This is a genomic window from Streptomyces sp. NPDC028368, from assembly GCF_055565615.1.
In genome coordinates this window covers 282,139-298,669 of record NZ_JBVHTY010000007.1, presented here as the reverse complement: position 1 = coordinate 298,669, position 16,531 = coordinate 282,139, and the positions used below count along the sequence as shown (strand labels likewise).

The following is a 16,531-nucleotide window of genomic DNA, read 5'->3' as shown; positions in this document are numbered from 1 at the left end:
GCCGGACACGGGCGGACCCCCTGCCGGTGAGGGCCGGCAGGGGGTCCGTGTGCGAGAGGGGGCGGTCCGTCAGTGGTTGCTGGGGAAGCCCAGGTTGATGCCGCCGTCGGACGGGTCCGGCCAGCGGGTGGTGACGACCTTGCCGCGGGTGTAGAAGTGCACGCCGTCGTTGCCGTAGATGTGGTGGTCGCCGAAGAGCGAGTCCTTCCAGCCGCCGAAGGAGTGGTAGCCGACGGGGACCGGGATCGGGACGTTCACGCCGACCATGCCGGCCTCGACCTCCAGCTGGAAGCGGCGGGCCGCGCCGCCGTCCCGGGTGAAGATCGCGGTGCCGTTGCCCCACGGCGAGTTGTTCATCAGCTCGATGGCCTCGTCGTACGTCTCGACGCGGACCACGGACAGCACCGGGCCGAAGATCTCGTCGCGGTAGGCGTCCATCTCGGGGGTGACGTTGTCCAGGAGCGAGACGCCGATCCAGTGGCCGTCCTCGTAGCCCTCGACGGTGTAGCCGGTGCCGTCGATGACGACATCGGCGCCCTGGGCCGCGGCGCCGGTGACGTACGAGGCGACCTTGTCGCGATGGACCTTGGTGATCAGCGGGCCCATCTCGGAGGCCGGGTCGTCGCCGGGGCCGATGCACAGCTTGTCGGCGCGCTCCTTGATCTTGCCGATCAGCGGGTCGGCGGTGTCACCGACAGCCACGACGACGGAGATGGCCATGCAGCGCTCGCCCGCCGAGCCGTACGCGGCGTTGATCGCGGAGTCCGCGGCCAGGTCGAGGTCCGCATCCGGCAGGACCAGCATGTGGTTCTTGGCGCCGCCCAGCGCCTGGACACGCTTGCCGTTGGCGGTGCCGGTGGTGTGGATGTACTTGGCGATCGGGGTGGAGCCGACGAAGGAGACCGCGGCGATGCCGGGGTGCTCCAGGATGGCGTCGACGGCCACCTTGTCGCCGTTGACGATGTTCAGCACGCCGTCGGGCAGCCCCGCCTCGGCGGCCAGCTCGGCCAGCTTGAAGGCGGCGCTGGGCACCTTCTCGCTCGGCTTGAGAACGAAGGTGTTGCCGCAGGCGATGGCGAGGGGGAACATCCACATCGGCACCATGGCCGGGAAGTTGAACGGCGTGATACCGGCCACGACGCCGAGTGACTGGCGGATCGAGGACACGTCCACCCGCGTCGACACCTGAGTGGACAGCTCGCCCTTGAGCTTCTCCGGGATGCCGCAGGCCAGCTCGATGATCTCCAGACCACGGGCGACCTCGCCGAGCGCATCGGAGTGCACCTTGCCGTGCTCGGCGGTGATCAGGGCGGCGATCTCGTCGCGGTGCGCGTCGATCAGCTCGCGGTACTTGAACAGCACCGAGGTGCGCTTGGCCAGCGAGCTGGTGCCCCAGGACGCGAAGGCTTCCCTGGCTGCGGTGACGGCGGCGTCGACCTCCTCCACGGAGGCGAAGGCGACCTGCTTCTCCTGAGCACCGGTGGCCGGGTTGTAGACCGGGCCGTAGTTGCCGGAGACGCCCTCGACGGGCTTGCCGCCGATCCAGTGGCTGATGGTCTTCATGGGACGGGCCTTTCATACGGTGGTGCGGCGGATGTCAGAGGTGGCGACGGCGGGCGGCGGCATGACGGTCGTACGCCGCGCGGGCGGCAACCGCCGCCGGACGCGTCGCGGTCTCGGCAACAGGTACATCCCACCAGGCCTGCGCCCCGGGTGCGCCCGGCACAGTGTCAGCCGTTTCGGTCTCGACATAGACACATGTGGGCCCATTCGCGCCACGCGCCTCGGCGAGCGCGGCGCGCAGCTCAGCGACGGTGCCGGCCCGGATGACGTGCATGCCCAGCGAGGCGGCGTTGGCGGCGAGATCCACCGGCAGCGGCGCGCCGGTATACGTGCCGTCCTTGGCGCGGAAGCGGTACGCCGTGCCGAAACGCTCTCCGCCGGTCTGCTCGGACAGCCCGCCGATGGAGGCATAGCCGTGGTTCTGGATGAGGACGATATTGATGTGGATGCCCTCCTGCACCGCGGTGACGATTTCGGTGGGGTTCATCAGGTACGTACCGTCGCCGACGAGCGCCCACACCATACGGTCCGGGGCGGCGAGCCGGACGCCGATCGCTGCGGGGATCTCATAGCCCATGCAGGAGTAGCCGTATTCGAGGTGGTACTGCCTGCGGGACCGGGCGCGCCAGAGTTTGTGCAGGTCACCGGGGAGGGAGCCGGCGGCATTGATGATGATGTCGCTGTCGTCGACGAGGGCGTCCAGGGCGCCGATGACCTGCGTCTGGGACGGCCGTACGGTCTCGTCCTCGGCGCCGTACGCCGCGTCCACCCGGCGCTCCCAGTCTGCCTTCGCCGCGCCGTAAGCCGCCTCGTACGCCGCGTCGACGCGGTATCCGGACAGGGCCGCGGTGAGGGCTTCGAGTCCGGCGCGGGCGTCGGCGACCAGGGGGGTGGCGCCGAGCTTGTGGGAGTCGAAGGAGGCGATGTTGAGGTTGAGGAAGCCGACCCCGGGGGCGGCGAAGAGGGTGGCGGAGGCGGTGGTGAAGTCGGTGTAGCGGGTGCCGACGCCGATGACCAGGTCGGCCTCGCGGGCCAGGGCATCGGCGGTGGCGGTGCCGGTGTGGCCGATGCCGCCGATGTCGGCGGGGTGGTCGTGGCGCAGCGAACCCTTGCCGGCCTGGGTGGAGGCGACGGGGATGGCGGTGGCGTCGGCGAAGGCGCGCAGCGCGTCCTCGGCCTCGGAGTGGTGGACACCGCCGCCCGCGATCAGCAGGGGGCGCCGGGCCGTACGGATGGCGTGCACCGCCTCGGCGAGGGCGCCGGAGTCGGGGGCGGGCCGGGTGATCCGCCAGACGCGGTCGGCGAAGAACTCCTCGGGCCAGTCGTACGCCTCGGCCTGGACGTCCTGGGGCAGGGCGAGGGTGACCGCGCCGGTCTCCACCGGGTCGGCGAGGACCCGCATGGCCTGGAGGGCGGCGGGGATCAGCGCCTCGGGGCGGGTGACGCGGTCGAAGTAGCGGGAGACCGGGCGCAGCGCGTCGTTGACCGACACATCGCCCGCGTACGGCACTTCCAGCTGCTGGAGCACGGGGTCCGCGGTCCGGGTCGCGAAGATGTCGCCGGGCAGCAGCAGGACGGGCAGGCGGTTGACGGTGGCGAGGGCGGCGCCGGTGACGAGGTTGGTGGCACCGGGGCCGATGGAGGTCGTGACGGCCTGGGCGGAGAGCCGGTCGCACTGCCGGGCGTAGCCGACGGCGGCGTGCACCATGGCCTGTTCGTTGCGGCCCTGGAGGTAGGGCAGCGCCTCGCCGGACTCCAGCAGGGCCTGGCCGATGCCGGCGACGTTTCCGTGGCCGAAGATGCCCCAGCAGGCGTTGATCAGGCGGTGCCGTCGGCCGTCGCGCTCGGTGTACTGGTGGGCGAGGAATTCGACGAGGGCCTGGGCGACCGTGAGCCGTCGCGTCGTCGGGGCGTTCATCGGGCGTCTCCTGCGGGTGCGTCGTAGAGGGGGAGGCGGGGGTCGACGGGCTGGTCCGGCCAGGTGTCGCGGATCCAGCCGTGGTCGGGGTGGTCGCAGATCAGCCATTCGCGCGTCTCGCCGGGGCCGGCCATGACGTTGAGGTAGTACATGGCGTGCCCGGGGGCGGCGATGGACGGGCCGTGCCAGCCGTCGGGGATCAGGACGGCGTCGCCGCTGCGGACCTCGGCGAGGACGTCCGTGCCGCGGCCGTGGCCCGAGGGCGTCACGCGCTGATAGCCGACGCCTTCCTTGCCGTGGGCCGCCGCGATCTCGAAGTAGTAGATCTCCTCGAGCTCCGACTCCTGCCCCGGGCGGCATTCGTCGTGCTTGTGCGGCGGGTAGGAGGACCAGTTGCCGCCGGGCGTGAGCACCTCGACGGCGATGAGCCTGTCGCACTCGAAGGTGCCCGCCGCACCGAAGTTGTTGACCTGGCGCGAGCAGTTGCCGGTGCCGCGCAGCTCCACCGGCACGGCCGAGGCGGGCCCGTAACGCGCCGGGAGGCGGCGCTCGCAGCGGGCACCGGTCAGCGCGAAGCGGCCGCCCGCGCCGGTGGCGATCTGCACCTGCGCATCGCGGGGTACGTACGCGAAGTCGGTGACCGAGCTGAACACGCTCTCCCGGCCGGTCAGTTCAAAGGTTTCGGCCGTATCGGTCAGGACCGTGCAGCCGCCGGACAGCGGCAGCACGATCCACTCGCTGTCGCCGGTGGCGAAGGAATGGTGGCCGCCGGGCGGCAGATCGAGGACCCGCAGCGAGGAATGTCCCCAGCCGGCCCGTTGCGGGTCGATGTCCAGGGCGTACGGCCCCTCGGCCGCGCACCCCGCCTTGAGATGGAAGTCCGCGTTCTCCGCCTTCCGCGTGTTCTCCGTCTTCTGCGTGCTCTCCGTCTTCCGCGTGTGCCCCGTCTTCCGCGTGTTCCGCGTGAACTCGTCACTCATGACGCCAAGTCTCCTACTCGCCACTGACAGTTACCCGAATCCGGCTGCCGCGGGCCGCTACAGCAGGCCGACAGCCGTGTCGACGGCCGCCGCCACATCCCCGTCGGCGGGGTAGAGCAGCGAGCGGCCCACGACCAGCCCCTGCACGGTCGGCAGCCGCAGCGCCTTGCGCCATTTCTCGTACGCGGCCTCCTGGTCCCGCACGGTGCGGCCGATGTCGCCGCCGAGCAGGACGGTGGGCAGCGTGGAGGTCTCGCAGACCCGGGCCATCGCGTCGGGGTCGTCGGTGACCGGCAGCTTGAGCCAGGTGTAGGCGGAGGTGCCGCCGAGGCCGGAGGCGATGGCCACGGACTTGGTCACCGCCTCGGCGCTCAGGTCGTTGCGGACCGCGCCGTCGATCCGGCGGGAGAGGAACGGCTCGACGAAGGTGGGCAGTTCGAGCGCGGCCATCGCGTCGATGGCGCGGGCGGTGGACTCCAGCGTGGTCAGCGAACCGGGGTCGCTGTAGTCGATACGCAGCAGCAGCTTGCCGGCGTCGAAGCGGAGCCGGGCGAGGTCCTGGGGGCGGTGGCCGGTGAACCGGTCGTCCATCTCGAAGGAGGCGCCCGCGATGCCGCCGCGGTTCATCGAGCCCATCACGACCTTGCCCTCGAGGGCGCCGAGGAGGAGCAGGTCCTCCAGGATGTCGGCGGTGCCCAGGACGCCGTCCACACCGGGCCGCGAGAGCGCGAGGACGAGACGTTCGAGCAGGTCGAGGCGGTTGGCCATGGCGAGCCGCCGGTCGCCGACGGCGAGCGCGCCGCGGGCGGGGTGGTCGGCGGCGACGATCATCAGCCGGCCACTGTCGCCGATGAGCGGGCGGCGGGTGCGGCGGGCGGCGGTCTCCGCGACGGCTTCGGGGTGCCGGGCCCGCAGCGCCGGGAGGTCGCTGATCCGAGGAGTCAAGGCTCAACTCACCTTCTTGAGTGCACAAGTGGGGCGGGGTGGCTGCGGAGCGGGCGCGGCCGTGGGGGTCATCTCTGTGCGAGGAACGCGTCGACCTCGTCGGCCGTCGGCATCGCGGAGGAGCAGGCGAGACGGCCGGCGACGATGGCACCGGCGGCGTTGGCGTAGCGCATCATCGGCTCCAGGTCCCAGCCGGCCAGCAGGCCGTGGCACAGTGCGCCGCCGAAGGAGTCACCGGCGCCCAGTCCGTTGACGACCTCGACGGGAGTGGGCGGGACCTCGGCGGTGCGGCCGTCCCGGTGGACGGCGAGAACGCCCTTGGGCCCCTGCTTGATGACAGCCAGCTCCACGCCCCTCTCCAGCAGCGCCTGGGCGCAGGCCTCGGGGTCGCGCAGCCCGGTGGCGACCTCGGCCTCGTCGACGTTCCCGACGGCTACGGTGGCGTGCTTCAGGGCCGCTTCGTAGTACGGGCGGGCGGCGGCCATCGCCGCGGCGCCGGTCGCGCCGCCGTCACCGGAGGCGCCGCCCTCGCCGCCCCAGAACATCGGCCGCCAGTCGAGGTCGAAGACGGTCGGCCCGCCCGCCGAAGATCCGGCACGCGCCTCGAGCGCGGCGAGGGTGGCGCTGCGGCTGGGCTCCTCGCACAGCCCCGTACCGGTGATCCAGAAGATCCGGGCCGCCGCGATGGCGTCCTGGTCGAGTTCTTCGGGGCGGATGACCAGGTCGGGGGCCTTGGGGCGGCGGTAGAAGTAGAGCGGGAAGTCGTCCGGCGGGAAGATTTCGCAGAAGGTGACCGGGGTCGGGTAGGCGTCCACCGGGCTCACCCAGCGGTCGTCCACACCGAAGTCGCGCAGCGCCTGGTGGATGTAGTCGCCGAACGGGTCGCGTCCGGTACGGCTGATCACCGCGCTGCGGCGGCCCAGCCGGGCGGCGGCGACCGCGACGTTGGTGGCGGAGCCGCCGAGGAACTTTCCGAAGGTCTCCACCTGCGCCAGCGGCACGCCGGTCTGCAGCGGGTAGATGTCGACCCCGATGCGGCCCATCGTGATCAGGTCGTACGGCTCGGTCATCTGCGACTCCGTCATCTGCGCCCCTTCGGGTCAGCCGGCGCGGCGGGTTGGGCGGTACGGCGGGTTGGGCGGTTCGGCTCTGAGGAAAGGTCTAACGGGGAGGATCAGACCCTGTCAACAGTTTGTCCTTACATTCTGACCTAGAGAGCACCGGAAGGCGGCGCAGCACCTCGCTCGGCGACCCATTCGACCCACCGACCCGCACCCCGTCGCCCCGGCCGCAAGTGACAAAGTCCTTAAGTCCTTATGTCAGGACGAAGTCTTGACACTCCTCGGGGCGACAGAGAGGCTGTGCCCCATAACCCACCCCCCGACCACCCCAGCGCCTCCCGGTCACCGCCGACCGGCGTAAGGAGAGCCGCAGCATGCCCGCATCCCGTGCCGCCTCGCCCGCCCTGGACCGCATCCGCGTCGGTTCCGCCCCCGACTCCTGGGGCGTCTGGTTCCCCGACGACGACCAACAGGTCCCCTGGCGGCGCTTCCTGGACGAGGTCGCCGAGGCCGGCTACGAGTGGATCGAACTCGGCCCGTACGGCTACCTGCCCACCGACCCCGCCGTCCTCCGGGACGAGATCGCCCGCCGCCGCCTCAGCGTCTCGGCCGGCACCATCTTCACCTCGCTGCACCACGGCCCGGACGTCTGGGACAAGACCTGGGCGCACGTCAGCGAGGTCGCCACCCTCACCCAGGCGATGGACGCCAAGCACCTCGTCGTCATCCCGTCCTTCTGGCGCGACGACAAGACCGCCGAGGAACTGGAGCCGCGCGAGCTGACCCCGGAGCAGTGGAAGCACCTGACCACCGGCATGCAGCGGCTGGGCAAGCGGGTACGGGACGAATTCGGCCTCGACATCGTGGTGCACCCGCACGCCGACACCCACATCGACACCGAGGAACACGTCGCGCGCTTCCTGGACGGCACCGACTCCGACCTGGTCAACCTCTGCCTGGACACCGGCCATTACGCCTACTGCGGCGGCGACAGCGTCAAGCTGATCCGCACCTACGGCGAGCGGATCGGCTACCTCCACCTCAAGCAGGTCGACCCGGACATCCTCTCCGACGTCGTCGCCAAGGGCACGCCCTTCGGCCCGGCCGTCCAGCAGGGCGTGATGTGCGAGCCACCGCTCGGCGTGCCCGCGCTGCCGCCCGTCCTGGAGGCCGCCCAGGAGCTGAACGTCGACCTCTTCGCGATCGTCGAGCAGGACATGTACCCCTGCCCGCCCGACCAGCCGTTCCCGATCGCCGAACGCACCCGGCGCTTCCTGCGCTCCTGCGGCGCCTGACCTGAGCTACACCCGGACTCGGAAGAATCGGAAAGGATTGAGGACGACATGACTTCGCACGGAACGCTCGGCGTGGCCGTCATCGGCACCGGCCGGATGGGCGCCGACCACGTACGCCGCATCCACGAGGTGATCAGCGGCGCCCGGGTGGCGGCGGTGGTCGACATCGACGCGGACCGGGTCAAGGGCCTCGCCGACGGCATCGAGGGGTGTACCGCCTACACCGACCCGGCCGCCGCCATGGACGACCCCGCGGTGGACGCCGTACTGGTCGCCTCGCCGGGCCCCGCCCACGAGGCGGCGCTGCTGGACGCCTTCGCACGCGATCTGCCCGTGCTGTGTGAGAAGCCGCTGACCCCGGATCCGGCCTCCGCCCTGCGCGTCCTGGAGGCCGAGCAGGCGCTCGGCCACCGCCGCGTCCAGGTGGGCTTCATGCGCCGCTACGACGCCGACTATCGCACCCTCAAGTCCCTTCTGGACCAGGGAACTTACGGCCGACCACTGATGCTGCACAACAAGCATCGCAACGCCGACACCCCGCCCGGCTTCACCAACGCGATGATGATCCACGACTCGGTGGTGCATGAAATCGATATCACCCGCTGGCTGCTGGAGGAGGAGATCACGGCCGTACAGGTCCTGCGCCCGGCGCCTACCGGGAACGCGCCCGAAGGCCTCAGCGACCCCCAGCTGATCCTCTTCGAGACGGCCGGCGGCCAGGTCGTGGACACCGAGCTCTTCGTCAACTGCGGCTTCGGCTATCAAGTCAGCTGCGAGGCGGTCTGCGAGAGCGGCACCGCCAGGATCGGCGACGACCACGGGGTGTTCACCAACACCGCGGGCCACTGGGGCGGTGCCATCACCCCAGGCTTCGTGGAGCGCTTCGAGGAGGCCTACGACCGGCAGGTGCAGCGCTGGGTGAACGCCACCCGGCGCGGCGAGGTCGAGGGCCCCAGCTGCTGGGACGGCTACGCGGCGGCCGCGGTGTGCGCGGCGGGCGTGCGCGCCCAGGAGACCGGCGAGCGGGTGGCCGTGGAACTGATCGAGCGTCCGGCGCTGTACCGCTGACGATGACGGCCCCGACCCGCCAAGTGGCGTCCGCCGCCCCGCGCGCAAGCGCCCCGGCCCGCAGCGCCAAACGCTTCATCGTCGGCATCGCTGCCATCGCCGCCCTCGGCGGCGCACTCTTCGGCTACGACACCGGAGTGGTCTCCGGCGCCCTCCCCTTCATGGAGCGCCACTTCGGCCTCTCCTCCCTGGGCGAGGGCATCATCACCAGCGCCCTGCTGATCGGCGCCGCCTTCGGCTCGCTGGCCGGCGGCCGGATGTCCGACGCACTGGGGCGGCGCAACTCCCTGCTGTGGGCGGGCGCGGTGTTCATCGGCGGCGCGATAGCCGTCGCGCTCGCCCCCACCGTTGCCGTCATGGCCGGGGCCCGCTTCGTCCTCGGCCTCGCCGTCGGCAGTGCCTCGGTCATCACCCCGCTGTATCTGTCGGAGATCGCGCCGCCGCACATCCGCGGCCGTCTGGTGTCCTTCAACTCCCTGATGATCGTCAGCGGCCAGCTGCTCGCCTACCTCATCAACGCCGTCCTGGCGCACTGGGAGGCCTGGCGCTGGATGCTGGGGCTGGCCGCGCTGCCTGCGGTGGCCCTGTTCACCGGGCTCTTCTTCCTGCCGGACACCCCGCGCTGGTACATCAGCAAGGGACGGGGGGAGGAGGCGGCCGGTGTGCTGCGCCGTACGTTCCCCGCCGACGACGTCGCCGCCGAGCTGGCCCGTATCGACCATGCCCGCAGCCTGGAGGCCGATGCCCGGCGCGGCGTCTGGCGGGAACTGCGCACCCCTTGGGTACGGCGGCTCCTCCTGGTCGGCGTCGGGCTGGCGATCGTCCAGCAGATCACCGGCGTCAATGCCGTTATCTACTTCGCGCCCAAGATCCTCGCCGCCACCGGCCTGGGCACCAGTGCCGCGATCACCGCCACCATCGCCGTCGGCGCCATTTCCGTACTGGCCACCGCGATCGGCATGTCCCTGATCGACCGGGTCGGCCGCCGTCCCCTGCTGATCACCGGCCTGGCCGGCATGGCGCTGGCGCTCGCCCTGCTCGGCGCGGCCTTCCGCCTGCCGCACTCCCCCGCCGTCAGCTATCTCGTTCTCGGCCTGATGGTGCTCTACATGGCCTTCATGCAGGCCACTTTGAACACCGGTGTCTGGCTGCTGCTCGCCGAGATGTTCCCGCTCAAGGTGCGCGGGCTGGCCATGGGCACCGCGGTATTCGTGATGTGGCTGGTCAACTTCTCCGTCGCACTCGCTTTTCCGGTGCTGCTCGACGCGATCGGGGCCGGCACCACGTTCTGGTTCTTCGGCGTGATGTGCGTACTGTCCCTGATTTTCTGCAAGCGGTACGCACCGGAGACCAAGGGGCTGGCCTTGGAGGAGCTGGAGGACGAGCTGCGGAAGGCGGCGACGGCCCGCTGATCCTTTACGTCCTTTGCATCCTTTGCGTGACGGGGAACCGCCGTCGTCCGCTGGGCAGATGTCACGGGGCCGCACCCCCCTTCTGTCACAGCCGTCCCGCCGCCGTCACGGCTGTCACCGTTACGCGGGTCTTCCGTCACAGCCGATCAACAGCCCCTCCCTGCCGTTCACTCAGTGTCGTTGACCGGGCACAGGCTGAGTGACCGTCAAGCCGTACGCAGCCCCCGCCGGCTCTCCGGGCCGACCCTGCACACGGCTCCAAGGAGGTGCGCAGAGATGACCGACCGAAGGCTCTGGTCGTACAAGGAGATCGCCGCACATATCCAGGTGCAGCCGGACACCGTGCGCTCGTACCGCAAGCACGGACTGCTGCCGGAGCCGGATCTGGTGGAGGGCGGGAAACCGTACTGGTTCGCCGATACGGTCAGAGCCTGGGTGGTGCGCCGGCCCGGCCATCGGGGCCGGCGGGAACAGGCGGACTGAACCAGCCCTGCCGGCGCCTGTGGTGACGGTGGCTTCGGCGCGTTCCCGGCTCGTGGGCTCCGCCCGGCTCGGGGCCTACGATCGCGGGATGACGCACCCGATAGCGCACGGCGAGCATGACGCGCACGACCGGCAGGACCCGCACGGCCCTTCGCCCGCCCGGATCGCGGTGATCGGCGCCGGTGCGATCGGCGGCTACACCGCCGCCCTCGCCCGGTGGGCCGGCCTCGACGTCACCTTGTGCGTACGCGGCCCCGTGGACGGCCTCACCGTCGAGGCCGGCGGCGAGGAGCGCACCGCCGCGGTACGGATCGCCACCGAGCCCGCACAGGTCACGCCCGTCGACTGGGTGCTGCTGACCACCAAGGCGCAGGACACCGCGGGCGCCGAGGGCTGGCTGCGGCGGCTGTGCGGGCCCGGCTCGGCCGTCGCGGTGCTGCAGAACGGCGTCGGCCACCGCGCGCGGGTCGCCCCGTACGTCCCGGAGGGCACCGAGATCCTCCCCGTCCTGGCGTACATGGCCGTCGAGCGCATTGCGCCCGGCCGGATCCGCCATCACGTCGGCAGCGAACTGCACGTTCCCGAGGGCCCGTTGGCCGACCGGTTCGCGGCTCTGCTGGCCGACAGCGAGCTGGCGGTGCGGCCGGTCGGGGATTTCACCACCGATGCCTGGCGCAAGCTGTTCACGAATCTCGCGGCCAATCCCCTTACCGCCCTTCTCCAGCAGCGGATGGGCGTCTTCGCGGACCCCGAGATGGCCGCGCTCACCCGCGACCTGCTGCGCGAGGCCGCCGCCGTGGCGCGTGCCGAGGGCGCGGACATCGGCGAGGGGGACATCGGCAACACGCTGGAGATGTACGCGGCGGTGCCGCCCGACGGCGGTTCCTCGATGCTCTACGACCGCCTCGCGGGGCGCCCCCTGGAGCACGAGTACCTCACCGGCGCGGTGGTCCGGGCCGGTGAACGGCACACCATCGCCACCCCGTTGAACGGCATGCTGCTCACGCTGCTCCGGGCGGTCGACCGCGAGCTGCGGGCCTGAGCCGTCGTCCACTCCTGCGGGCCTGAGCCTGCGTACGCGCTCCCATGGGGTGACCGCTCCTGGGGTGACCGCTCCTACAGGGGCGGTGCCGCGGAGCCGCGGATCTCCAGGGAGGGGAGTACCAGCCGGCGGTCGGCGGTCCGGTCGGGGCGCTCGATGCGGTCCAGCAGACACTGTGCGGCCTGGCGCCCGACGTCGTAGCTGGCGTTGTTGACGGTGCTCAGCCACAGGTGCCGGATACGGGCGAGATAGGTGTTGTCGCAGCCGATCAGGGAAAGGTCGCGGGGCACCTCGAGGCCCAGTTCCTGTGCCGCCGACAGCGCGCCGACGGCAGAGATGTCGTTGAACGCGAAGACGGCGGTGGGGCGTTCGCGTCCCACGTCCGGCTGTCCGCCGAGCATCCGCACGGCCGCCCGGTAGCCGCCTTCCTCGGTCGCGTCGCTCGGCTCGACGGTCATCTCCTCGCCGAGCCCGTGCTCGCGCATCGCCGCCTCGAAGCCGCGACGGCGCAGTCTGCCGACGCTGCCGCTGCCGGCGATATGGGCGATCTGGCGGTGGCCGAGCCCGATGAGATGTTCGGTGGCGAGCCGGGCGCCCCGCTCGTCGTCGTTGGCGACGGTGTCCACCCTGGGCAGCTGCGGCTCGTGGGTGCCCGCGACGACGGTCGGCAGCCGCTCGGCGGCCTCGGCGAGGGCGGCGGTGTCCGGCAGGGTGCCCACCGCGACCAGGCCGTCCACCCGCAGCTCCAGGAACGCCCGGGTGAAGTCCTCGCCGGTACGGCGGTTGAGCCTGCCGTCGGCCATCAGCATCCGCAGGCCGTGGGCGTGCAGCACGGAGTTCAGGCCGTCCAGCAGCTCGACGAACCAGGGGTTGCGCATGTCGTTCAACAGCACGCCCACGGTGTGCGTGCGGCGTGCCACCAGGCTGCGGGCCGCGGCGTTGGGCCGGTAGCCGAGTTCCTCGATCGCGTCGAGGACGGCCCGGCGCTTGGCGTCGCTGACACTCGGGGAGCCCTGCAGGACGAGGGAGACGAGCGATTTGGAGACGCCGGCGCGCTCGGCCACGCTGCGGATCGTCGGGGGGCGGTCCACGGGACCCTGATTGGACCGTTCCATGGACGGGATCCTTCCATCGGTCCGGGTGCGCGTCAACGCGTGTCCCCGCGCCGCCCCCTCCCCCTTTGCCGCAAGGGTTGACATGCAGACATCCGGACATGCAGGGTGCCGGGGAGCGAGAGATTGGACCGTTCCAAACGCGTTTCCAGACACCGTTCCGACCACGTTCCAGACACCGTCCCGAACCGCTCCGATTTCGATCCCCGCCCGGCCTCCGCTCCCCTCACCGGCCCCTCACCCACAGCTGTTCCCTGACCGGCCCCGTGGCTGTTCCCACGGTTGTTCACCACGACCGTCCCCACGACTGTCCCCACGGCTGTTCGCTCGCCGCTCCCTCACTGTCCCCATGGCTTGCCAACTCTGAAAAGCTCCCTGGAAAGGAACCGACGCATGAAGATCGGGCTGATCGGCACCGGGCGCATCGGCGCATTCCACGCCGAGACCCTCCAGCGCGTCCCGGGCGTCACCGAGCTCGTCGTCGCGGATGTGGACACCGCACGCGCCGCATCGCTGGCGCGGTCGCTCGGCGTGCGGGCCGCCGCGGGCATCGAGGAGATGTACGCGGACGGCCTGGACGGCGTGGTGATCACCGCCGCAACCAGTGCGCATGCCGCGCTCATCCACCAGGCCCTGGACGCCGGGGTGCCGGTGTTCTGCGAGAAGCCGGTGGCGCTGGACGTGCCCGGCACCGTTGGCGTGGTGGAGCGTGCGCAGGCCGGGACCGTACCCGTACAGATCGGTTTCCAGCGGCGGTTCGACGCCGGATACCGCGCCGCCCGGGAGGCGCTGCGCTCCGGCGAACTGGGCTGGCTGCACACCCTGCGCGCCTGCACCAGCGATCAGACGCCGCCACCGTCCGGCTACATCCCCACCTCCGGCGGGCTGTTCCGGGACTGCAGCATCCATGACTTCGACATCCTGCGCTGGCTGACCGGTCGCGAGGTGGTCTCGGTCTACGCGCAGGGCGCCAACCGCGGCGCGTCCTTCTTCGCCGACGGTGATGACGTCGACACCTGCGCGGCGCTGCTGCGCTTCGACGACGACACCCTGGCCACCGTCACCGCGACGCGTTACAACGGCGCGGGCCACGACGTCCGGCTGGAGGTCTGCGGCTCCGAGGGCGCCCGATTCGTGGGTCTGGACGACCGTGCGCCGCTGCCGTCGGCGGAGGCGCGGCTGTCGTGGCAGCGGTCGGCCGCCCCGTACGCCACGTTCATGGAGCGCTTCCACGACGCGTACGTCACCGAGCTGGGCGTCTTCGCCGAGGTCGCCGCGGGACGGGCGCCGAACCCGTGCTCGCCCGCCGAGGCGCTGGAGGCGCTCTATGTCGCCGAGGCGTGCGACCGCTCCCGCCGGACCGGCGAGCCGGTTGCCGTCGCAGACATCCGCGCCGACGGCGGTACGGCGCCGGGCGCGTGAGCGACCCCGGCGTCATAGGCCTGGGCGCGCTGGTGCTCGCCGCGCTGCTGGTGGGGGTCTCCAAGACCGCCATCAGTGGCGTGGGTGCGATCGGCGTGGCGCTGTTCGCCGCCGTGCTGCCCGCCAAGGAGTCCACCGGTGCGCTGCTGCCGCTGCTGCTCGTCGGCGATGTCCCACCCGCCGTCAACGGCACGTACAGGCACTGCTCTTCGGCCTGGTAGCCGGTTTCGCCACCATGGTGGCCAACGCCGGCGGCCCCGCCATGTCGTTGTATCTGCTCACCTCCGGCTTCTCCGTGCTCGGGTTCCTGGGCACCGGTGCCTGGTTCTTTCTGATCGTCAATCTCTTCAAGCTGCCGTTCAGCGTCGCGCTGGGCCTGATCACGCCCGACGCCCTGGCCCTGGACGCGGCGCTCGCCCTCGCCGTAGTCGTTGGCGCCCTTATCGGGCGAGCGTGCGTGCACCGCATCGACCAGGCCCTCTTCGAACGTCTGGTGCTGGCCTTCACCGCCCTTTCCAGCCTCAACCTGCTGCTCTGACACGGGAGTTGATGCCCTCGTTGTCGCCCGACCGCCTGACCCCTCATCACCACCAAGCCATCAGGGCTTCAGGGCTTCAGGGCTTCAACTCCACCCGCCAGTTGTTGGCCCGCATCCGATGCCCCTTGGGGTACTCGATCTCGCACTCCCCGTGGAAGCCGAATCCCGCCTTCCGGCACACGGCGTTGGACGCGGAGTGCTCCACCGAGGGAAACGCATGCAGAAAGCGATGCCGCCCCTCGGCCTTCGCCACCGCTATGACTTCCCGGGCCGCGGCGGCGGCGATGCCGCGCCCCTGGTATGCGGGCAGCACGCCCCAACCCGTCTCGTAGGCCCGCTCGCCCTGCCAGGTGAGCTCCCAGAAGCCGACCGATCCCACCACCGCGTCCCCTGGACGGCCCCCCGGCCCGCCGTCCGACGTTTCACCCTCCGGCGCGTCATCCCCCGCCGCCAGCACCACCCGGAACATCTGCCCCGTGCCGTCGAGCCGGAGATACCGCTCGTGCCGCGCGGCCACCTGCGCCTCGGTCTCGGGGCCGCCGAGATGGTCGGTCATCTCCGGTGCGTTGAGCCTGCGCAGCAGGTCGATGTCGTCCGCCGTCCACTCCTGGATCCGCACCCGCGGTGCGCCTGTTCCCCTCGTCATGCACCCAACCGTAGGACCCGCCACTGACAATCGGCCGCCCTCAGGACAGCGGGCCACGTGCAGGCCGCAGGCGGTCGGCCTGCCGGGGCGAATCCGCTGGTCAGCGACCCTTCCGCGGCCATCGGCCCAGCATCCGGCCCGGAACACCCGGCCACCGTCGCCGGCTCGTCCCTCTCCCGTCCCCGGGGTTCCCGCAAGGCCCGCCCCGAGCGGTCACAGGGGCCCGCTCCAGAGCTCCCGGACAGGCACGGCTTCGGCGCGCCCCCCGCGCCCGGCCGGTCCGCTCCCGCCCTCTTCACCCTCTCCCGCGCCCTTGGGTGCCCGGCCGGGCCGCACTTCGCAGGCGCTGTCCGCCGGCACCCGCATGGCGCGGCGATGGACCGCCCACTGGATGCCCGTGCCCGCCGCGGCGACCGCGCAGGAGACGCCGATACCGATGCCCGCGGCGTAGAGCGGGTCGCCCGCGGCGGCGCTGCCGATGTAGCCGAGTCCGACCGAGTAGGTCGCCCACAGCGCCTCGGCCGCCGCGGCGCCGATCACGTAGGTGCGCAGGGGGTAGCGCAGGACTCCGGAGGCCAGCGCGCCGGCGATCCGCCCGCTGGGCAGGAACCGTACGCCGATCAGGAACGGCAGGCCGTAGCGCTGGATGTGGTGGGAGGTCCATTCCAGGAGCGCCCGGCGCCGGGCGCTGCGCCGCATCCAGGACCGTACGGGCGCGCCGAACCGTCGCGCCACGAGATACATCAGGACATCCCCGAGCAGTGCACTGCCCGCGACGGTCAGCACAATCAGCGGGAGGAACGCGTCGCCCTGGGAGGCGAGTACTCCGGCGGTGACAAGGAGCGCGGAGTTGGGGACCAGTGGTGGCAGGGTGGTGAGCACCAGCAGGCCGTAGGCGAATACGTCCATCCGGCCGCCTCCTCGGATCCGCCCCGAGTCCGTACCCCAAGGCTGACGCGTGGCGGGAGGCACGGCAACGCGTGGCGTGCCGGGTTGGATTGATACCCCCTAGGGGTATAAAGTGAAGGCGCTGGGAGACGCCGGCC

14 protein-coding genes and 1 pseudogene are annotated in these 16,531 nt (G+C 71.4%); 7 read left to right on the top strand and 8 right to left on the bottom strand.

Going from position 1 to position 16,531, the window contains the following annotated elements; all coding sequences use genetic code 11:
- Positions 1-69 precede the first annotated feature (69 nt).
- The 5 genes from ACZ4S3_RS18720 to iolC form a co-directional block, all read right to left on the bottom strand.
- Entirely contained in the window at positions 70-1,563 is a 1,494-nt protein-coding gene (locus ACZ4S3_RS18720; protein WP_467935101.1) for a CoA-acylating methylmalonate-semialdehyde dehydrogenase, read from the bottom strand.
- 34 nt (positions 1,564-1,597) lie between these two features.
- Positions 1,598-3,481 (bottom strand): 3D-(3,5/4)-trihydroxycyclohexane-1,2-dione acylhydrolase (decyclizing), encoded by a 1,884-nt coding sequence (gene iolD / locus ACZ4S3_RS18715; RefSeq protein WP_467935096.1) that lies wholly within the window; start codon positions 3,479-3,481, stop codon positions 1,598-1,600.
- Positions 3,478-4,461, bottom strand: coding sequence for a 5-deoxy-glucuronate isomerase (gene iolB / locus ACZ4S3_RS18710; RefSeq protein ID WP_467935092.1), 984 nt, complete (start codon positions 4,459-4,461; stop codon positions 3,478-3,480). The genes iolD and iolB overlap by 4 nt, the downstream gene beginning before the upstream one ends.
- A 57-nt stretch (positions 4,462-4,518) precedes the next feature.
- Complete coding sequence (locus ACZ4S3_RS18705) at positions 4,519-5,406, bottom strand: Cgl0159 family (beta/alpha)8-fold protein (RefSeq protein WP_467935088.1); 888 nt, start codon at positions 5,404-5,406, stop codon at positions 4,519-4,521.
- 68 nt (positions 5,407-5,474) lie between these two features.
- Complete coding sequence (gene iolC / locus ACZ4S3_RS18700; protein ID WP_467935579.1) at positions 5,475-6,476, bottom strand: 5-dehydro-2-deoxygluconokinase; 1,002 nt, start codon at positions 6,474-6,476, stop codon at positions 5,475-5,477.
- A 365-nt stretch (positions 6,477-6,841) separates the two neighbouring features.
- Here iolC and ACZ4S3_RS18695 point away from each other — a divergent pair, with 365 nt between their 5' ends.
- The 5 genes from ACZ4S3_RS18695 to ACZ4S3_RS18675 all read left to right on the top strand — a co-directional run bounded on the left by ACZ4S3_RS18695 (position 6,842) and on the right by ACZ4S3_RS18675 (position 11,767).
- Positions 6,842-7,762: a sugar phosphate isomerase/epimerase family protein gene (locus ACZ4S3_RS18695; RefSeq protein ID WP_467935084.1), complete on the top strand. Its 921-nt coding sequence runs from the start codon at positions 6,842-6,844 to the stop codon at positions 7,760-7,762.
- A gap of 48 nt (positions 7,763-7,810) precedes the next feature.
- Positions 7,811-8,830 (top strand): Gfo/Idh/MocA family protein, encoded by a 1,020-nt coding sequence (locus ACZ4S3_RS18690; RefSeq protein WP_467935080.1) that lies wholly within the window; start codon positions 7,811-7,813, stop codon positions 8,828-8,830.
- 2 nt (positions 8,831-8,832) lie between these two features.
- Entirely contained in the window at positions 8,833-10,242 is a 1,410-nt protein-coding gene (locus tag ACZ4S3_RS18685) for a sugar porter family MFS transporter (protein WP_467935075.1), read from the top strand.
- 276 nt (positions 10,243-10,518) lie between these two features.
- Positions 10,519-10,725, top strand: coding sequence for a helix-turn-helix transcriptional regulator (locus ACZ4S3_RS18680; protein WP_467935070.1), 207 nt, complete (start codon positions 10,519-10,521; stop codon positions 10,723-10,725).
- 88 nt (positions 10,726-10,813) lie between these two features.
- Positions 10,814-11,767 (top strand): 2-dehydropantoate 2-reductase, encoded by a 954-nt coding sequence (locus ACZ4S3_RS18675; RefSeq protein WP_467935065.1) that lies wholly within the window; start codon positions 10,814-10,816, stop codon positions 11,765-11,767.
- Between the two features lie 74 nt (positions 11,768-11,841).
- On the opposite strand, the gene ACZ4S3_RS18670 is transcribed toward ACZ4S3_RS18675, so the two are convergent.
- Entirely contained in the window at positions 11,842-12,882 is a 1,041-nt protein-coding gene (locus ACZ4S3_RS18670) for a LacI family DNA-binding transcriptional regulator (RefSeq protein ID WP_467935061.1), read from the bottom strand.
- A gap of 390 nt (positions 12,883-13,272) precedes the next feature.
- Between ACZ4S3_RS18670 and ACZ4S3_RS18665 the strand changes: the two genes are divergently transcribed.
- Positions 13,273-14,301, top strand: coding sequence for a Gfo/Idh/MocA family protein (locus ACZ4S3_RS18665; protein WP_467935057.1), 1,029 nt, complete (start codon positions 13,273-13,275; stop codon positions 14,299-14,301).
- Positions 14,298-14,839: pseudogene (locus ACZ4S3_RS18660) on the top strand (TSUP family transporter). Before ACZ4S3_RS18665 ends, ACZ4S3_RS18660 begins: the two are co-directional and overlap by 4 nt.
- A gap of 76 nt (positions 14,840-14,915) precedes the next feature.
- On the opposite strand, the gene ACZ4S3_RS18655 reads toward ACZ4S3_RS18660, so the two are convergent.
- Together ACZ4S3_RS18655 and ACZ4S3_RS18650 are read right to left on the bottom strand one after the other, a co-directional pair.
- Positions 14,916-15,485, bottom strand: a complete 570-nt coding sequence (locus ACZ4S3_RS18655) for a GNAT family N-acetyltransferase (RefSeq protein WP_467935053.1) — start codon at positions 15,483-15,485, stop codon at positions 14,916-14,918.
- 213 nt (positions 15,486-15,698) lie between these two features.
- The gene (locus tag ACZ4S3_RS18650; protein ID WP_467935049.1) at positions 15,699-16,394 is read right to left on the bottom strand and encodes a DedA family protein; all 696 of its coding nucleotides are present in this window, start codon (positions 16,392-16,394) and stop codon (positions 15,699-15,701) included.
- Positions 16,395-16,531: the final 137 nt, after the last annotated feature.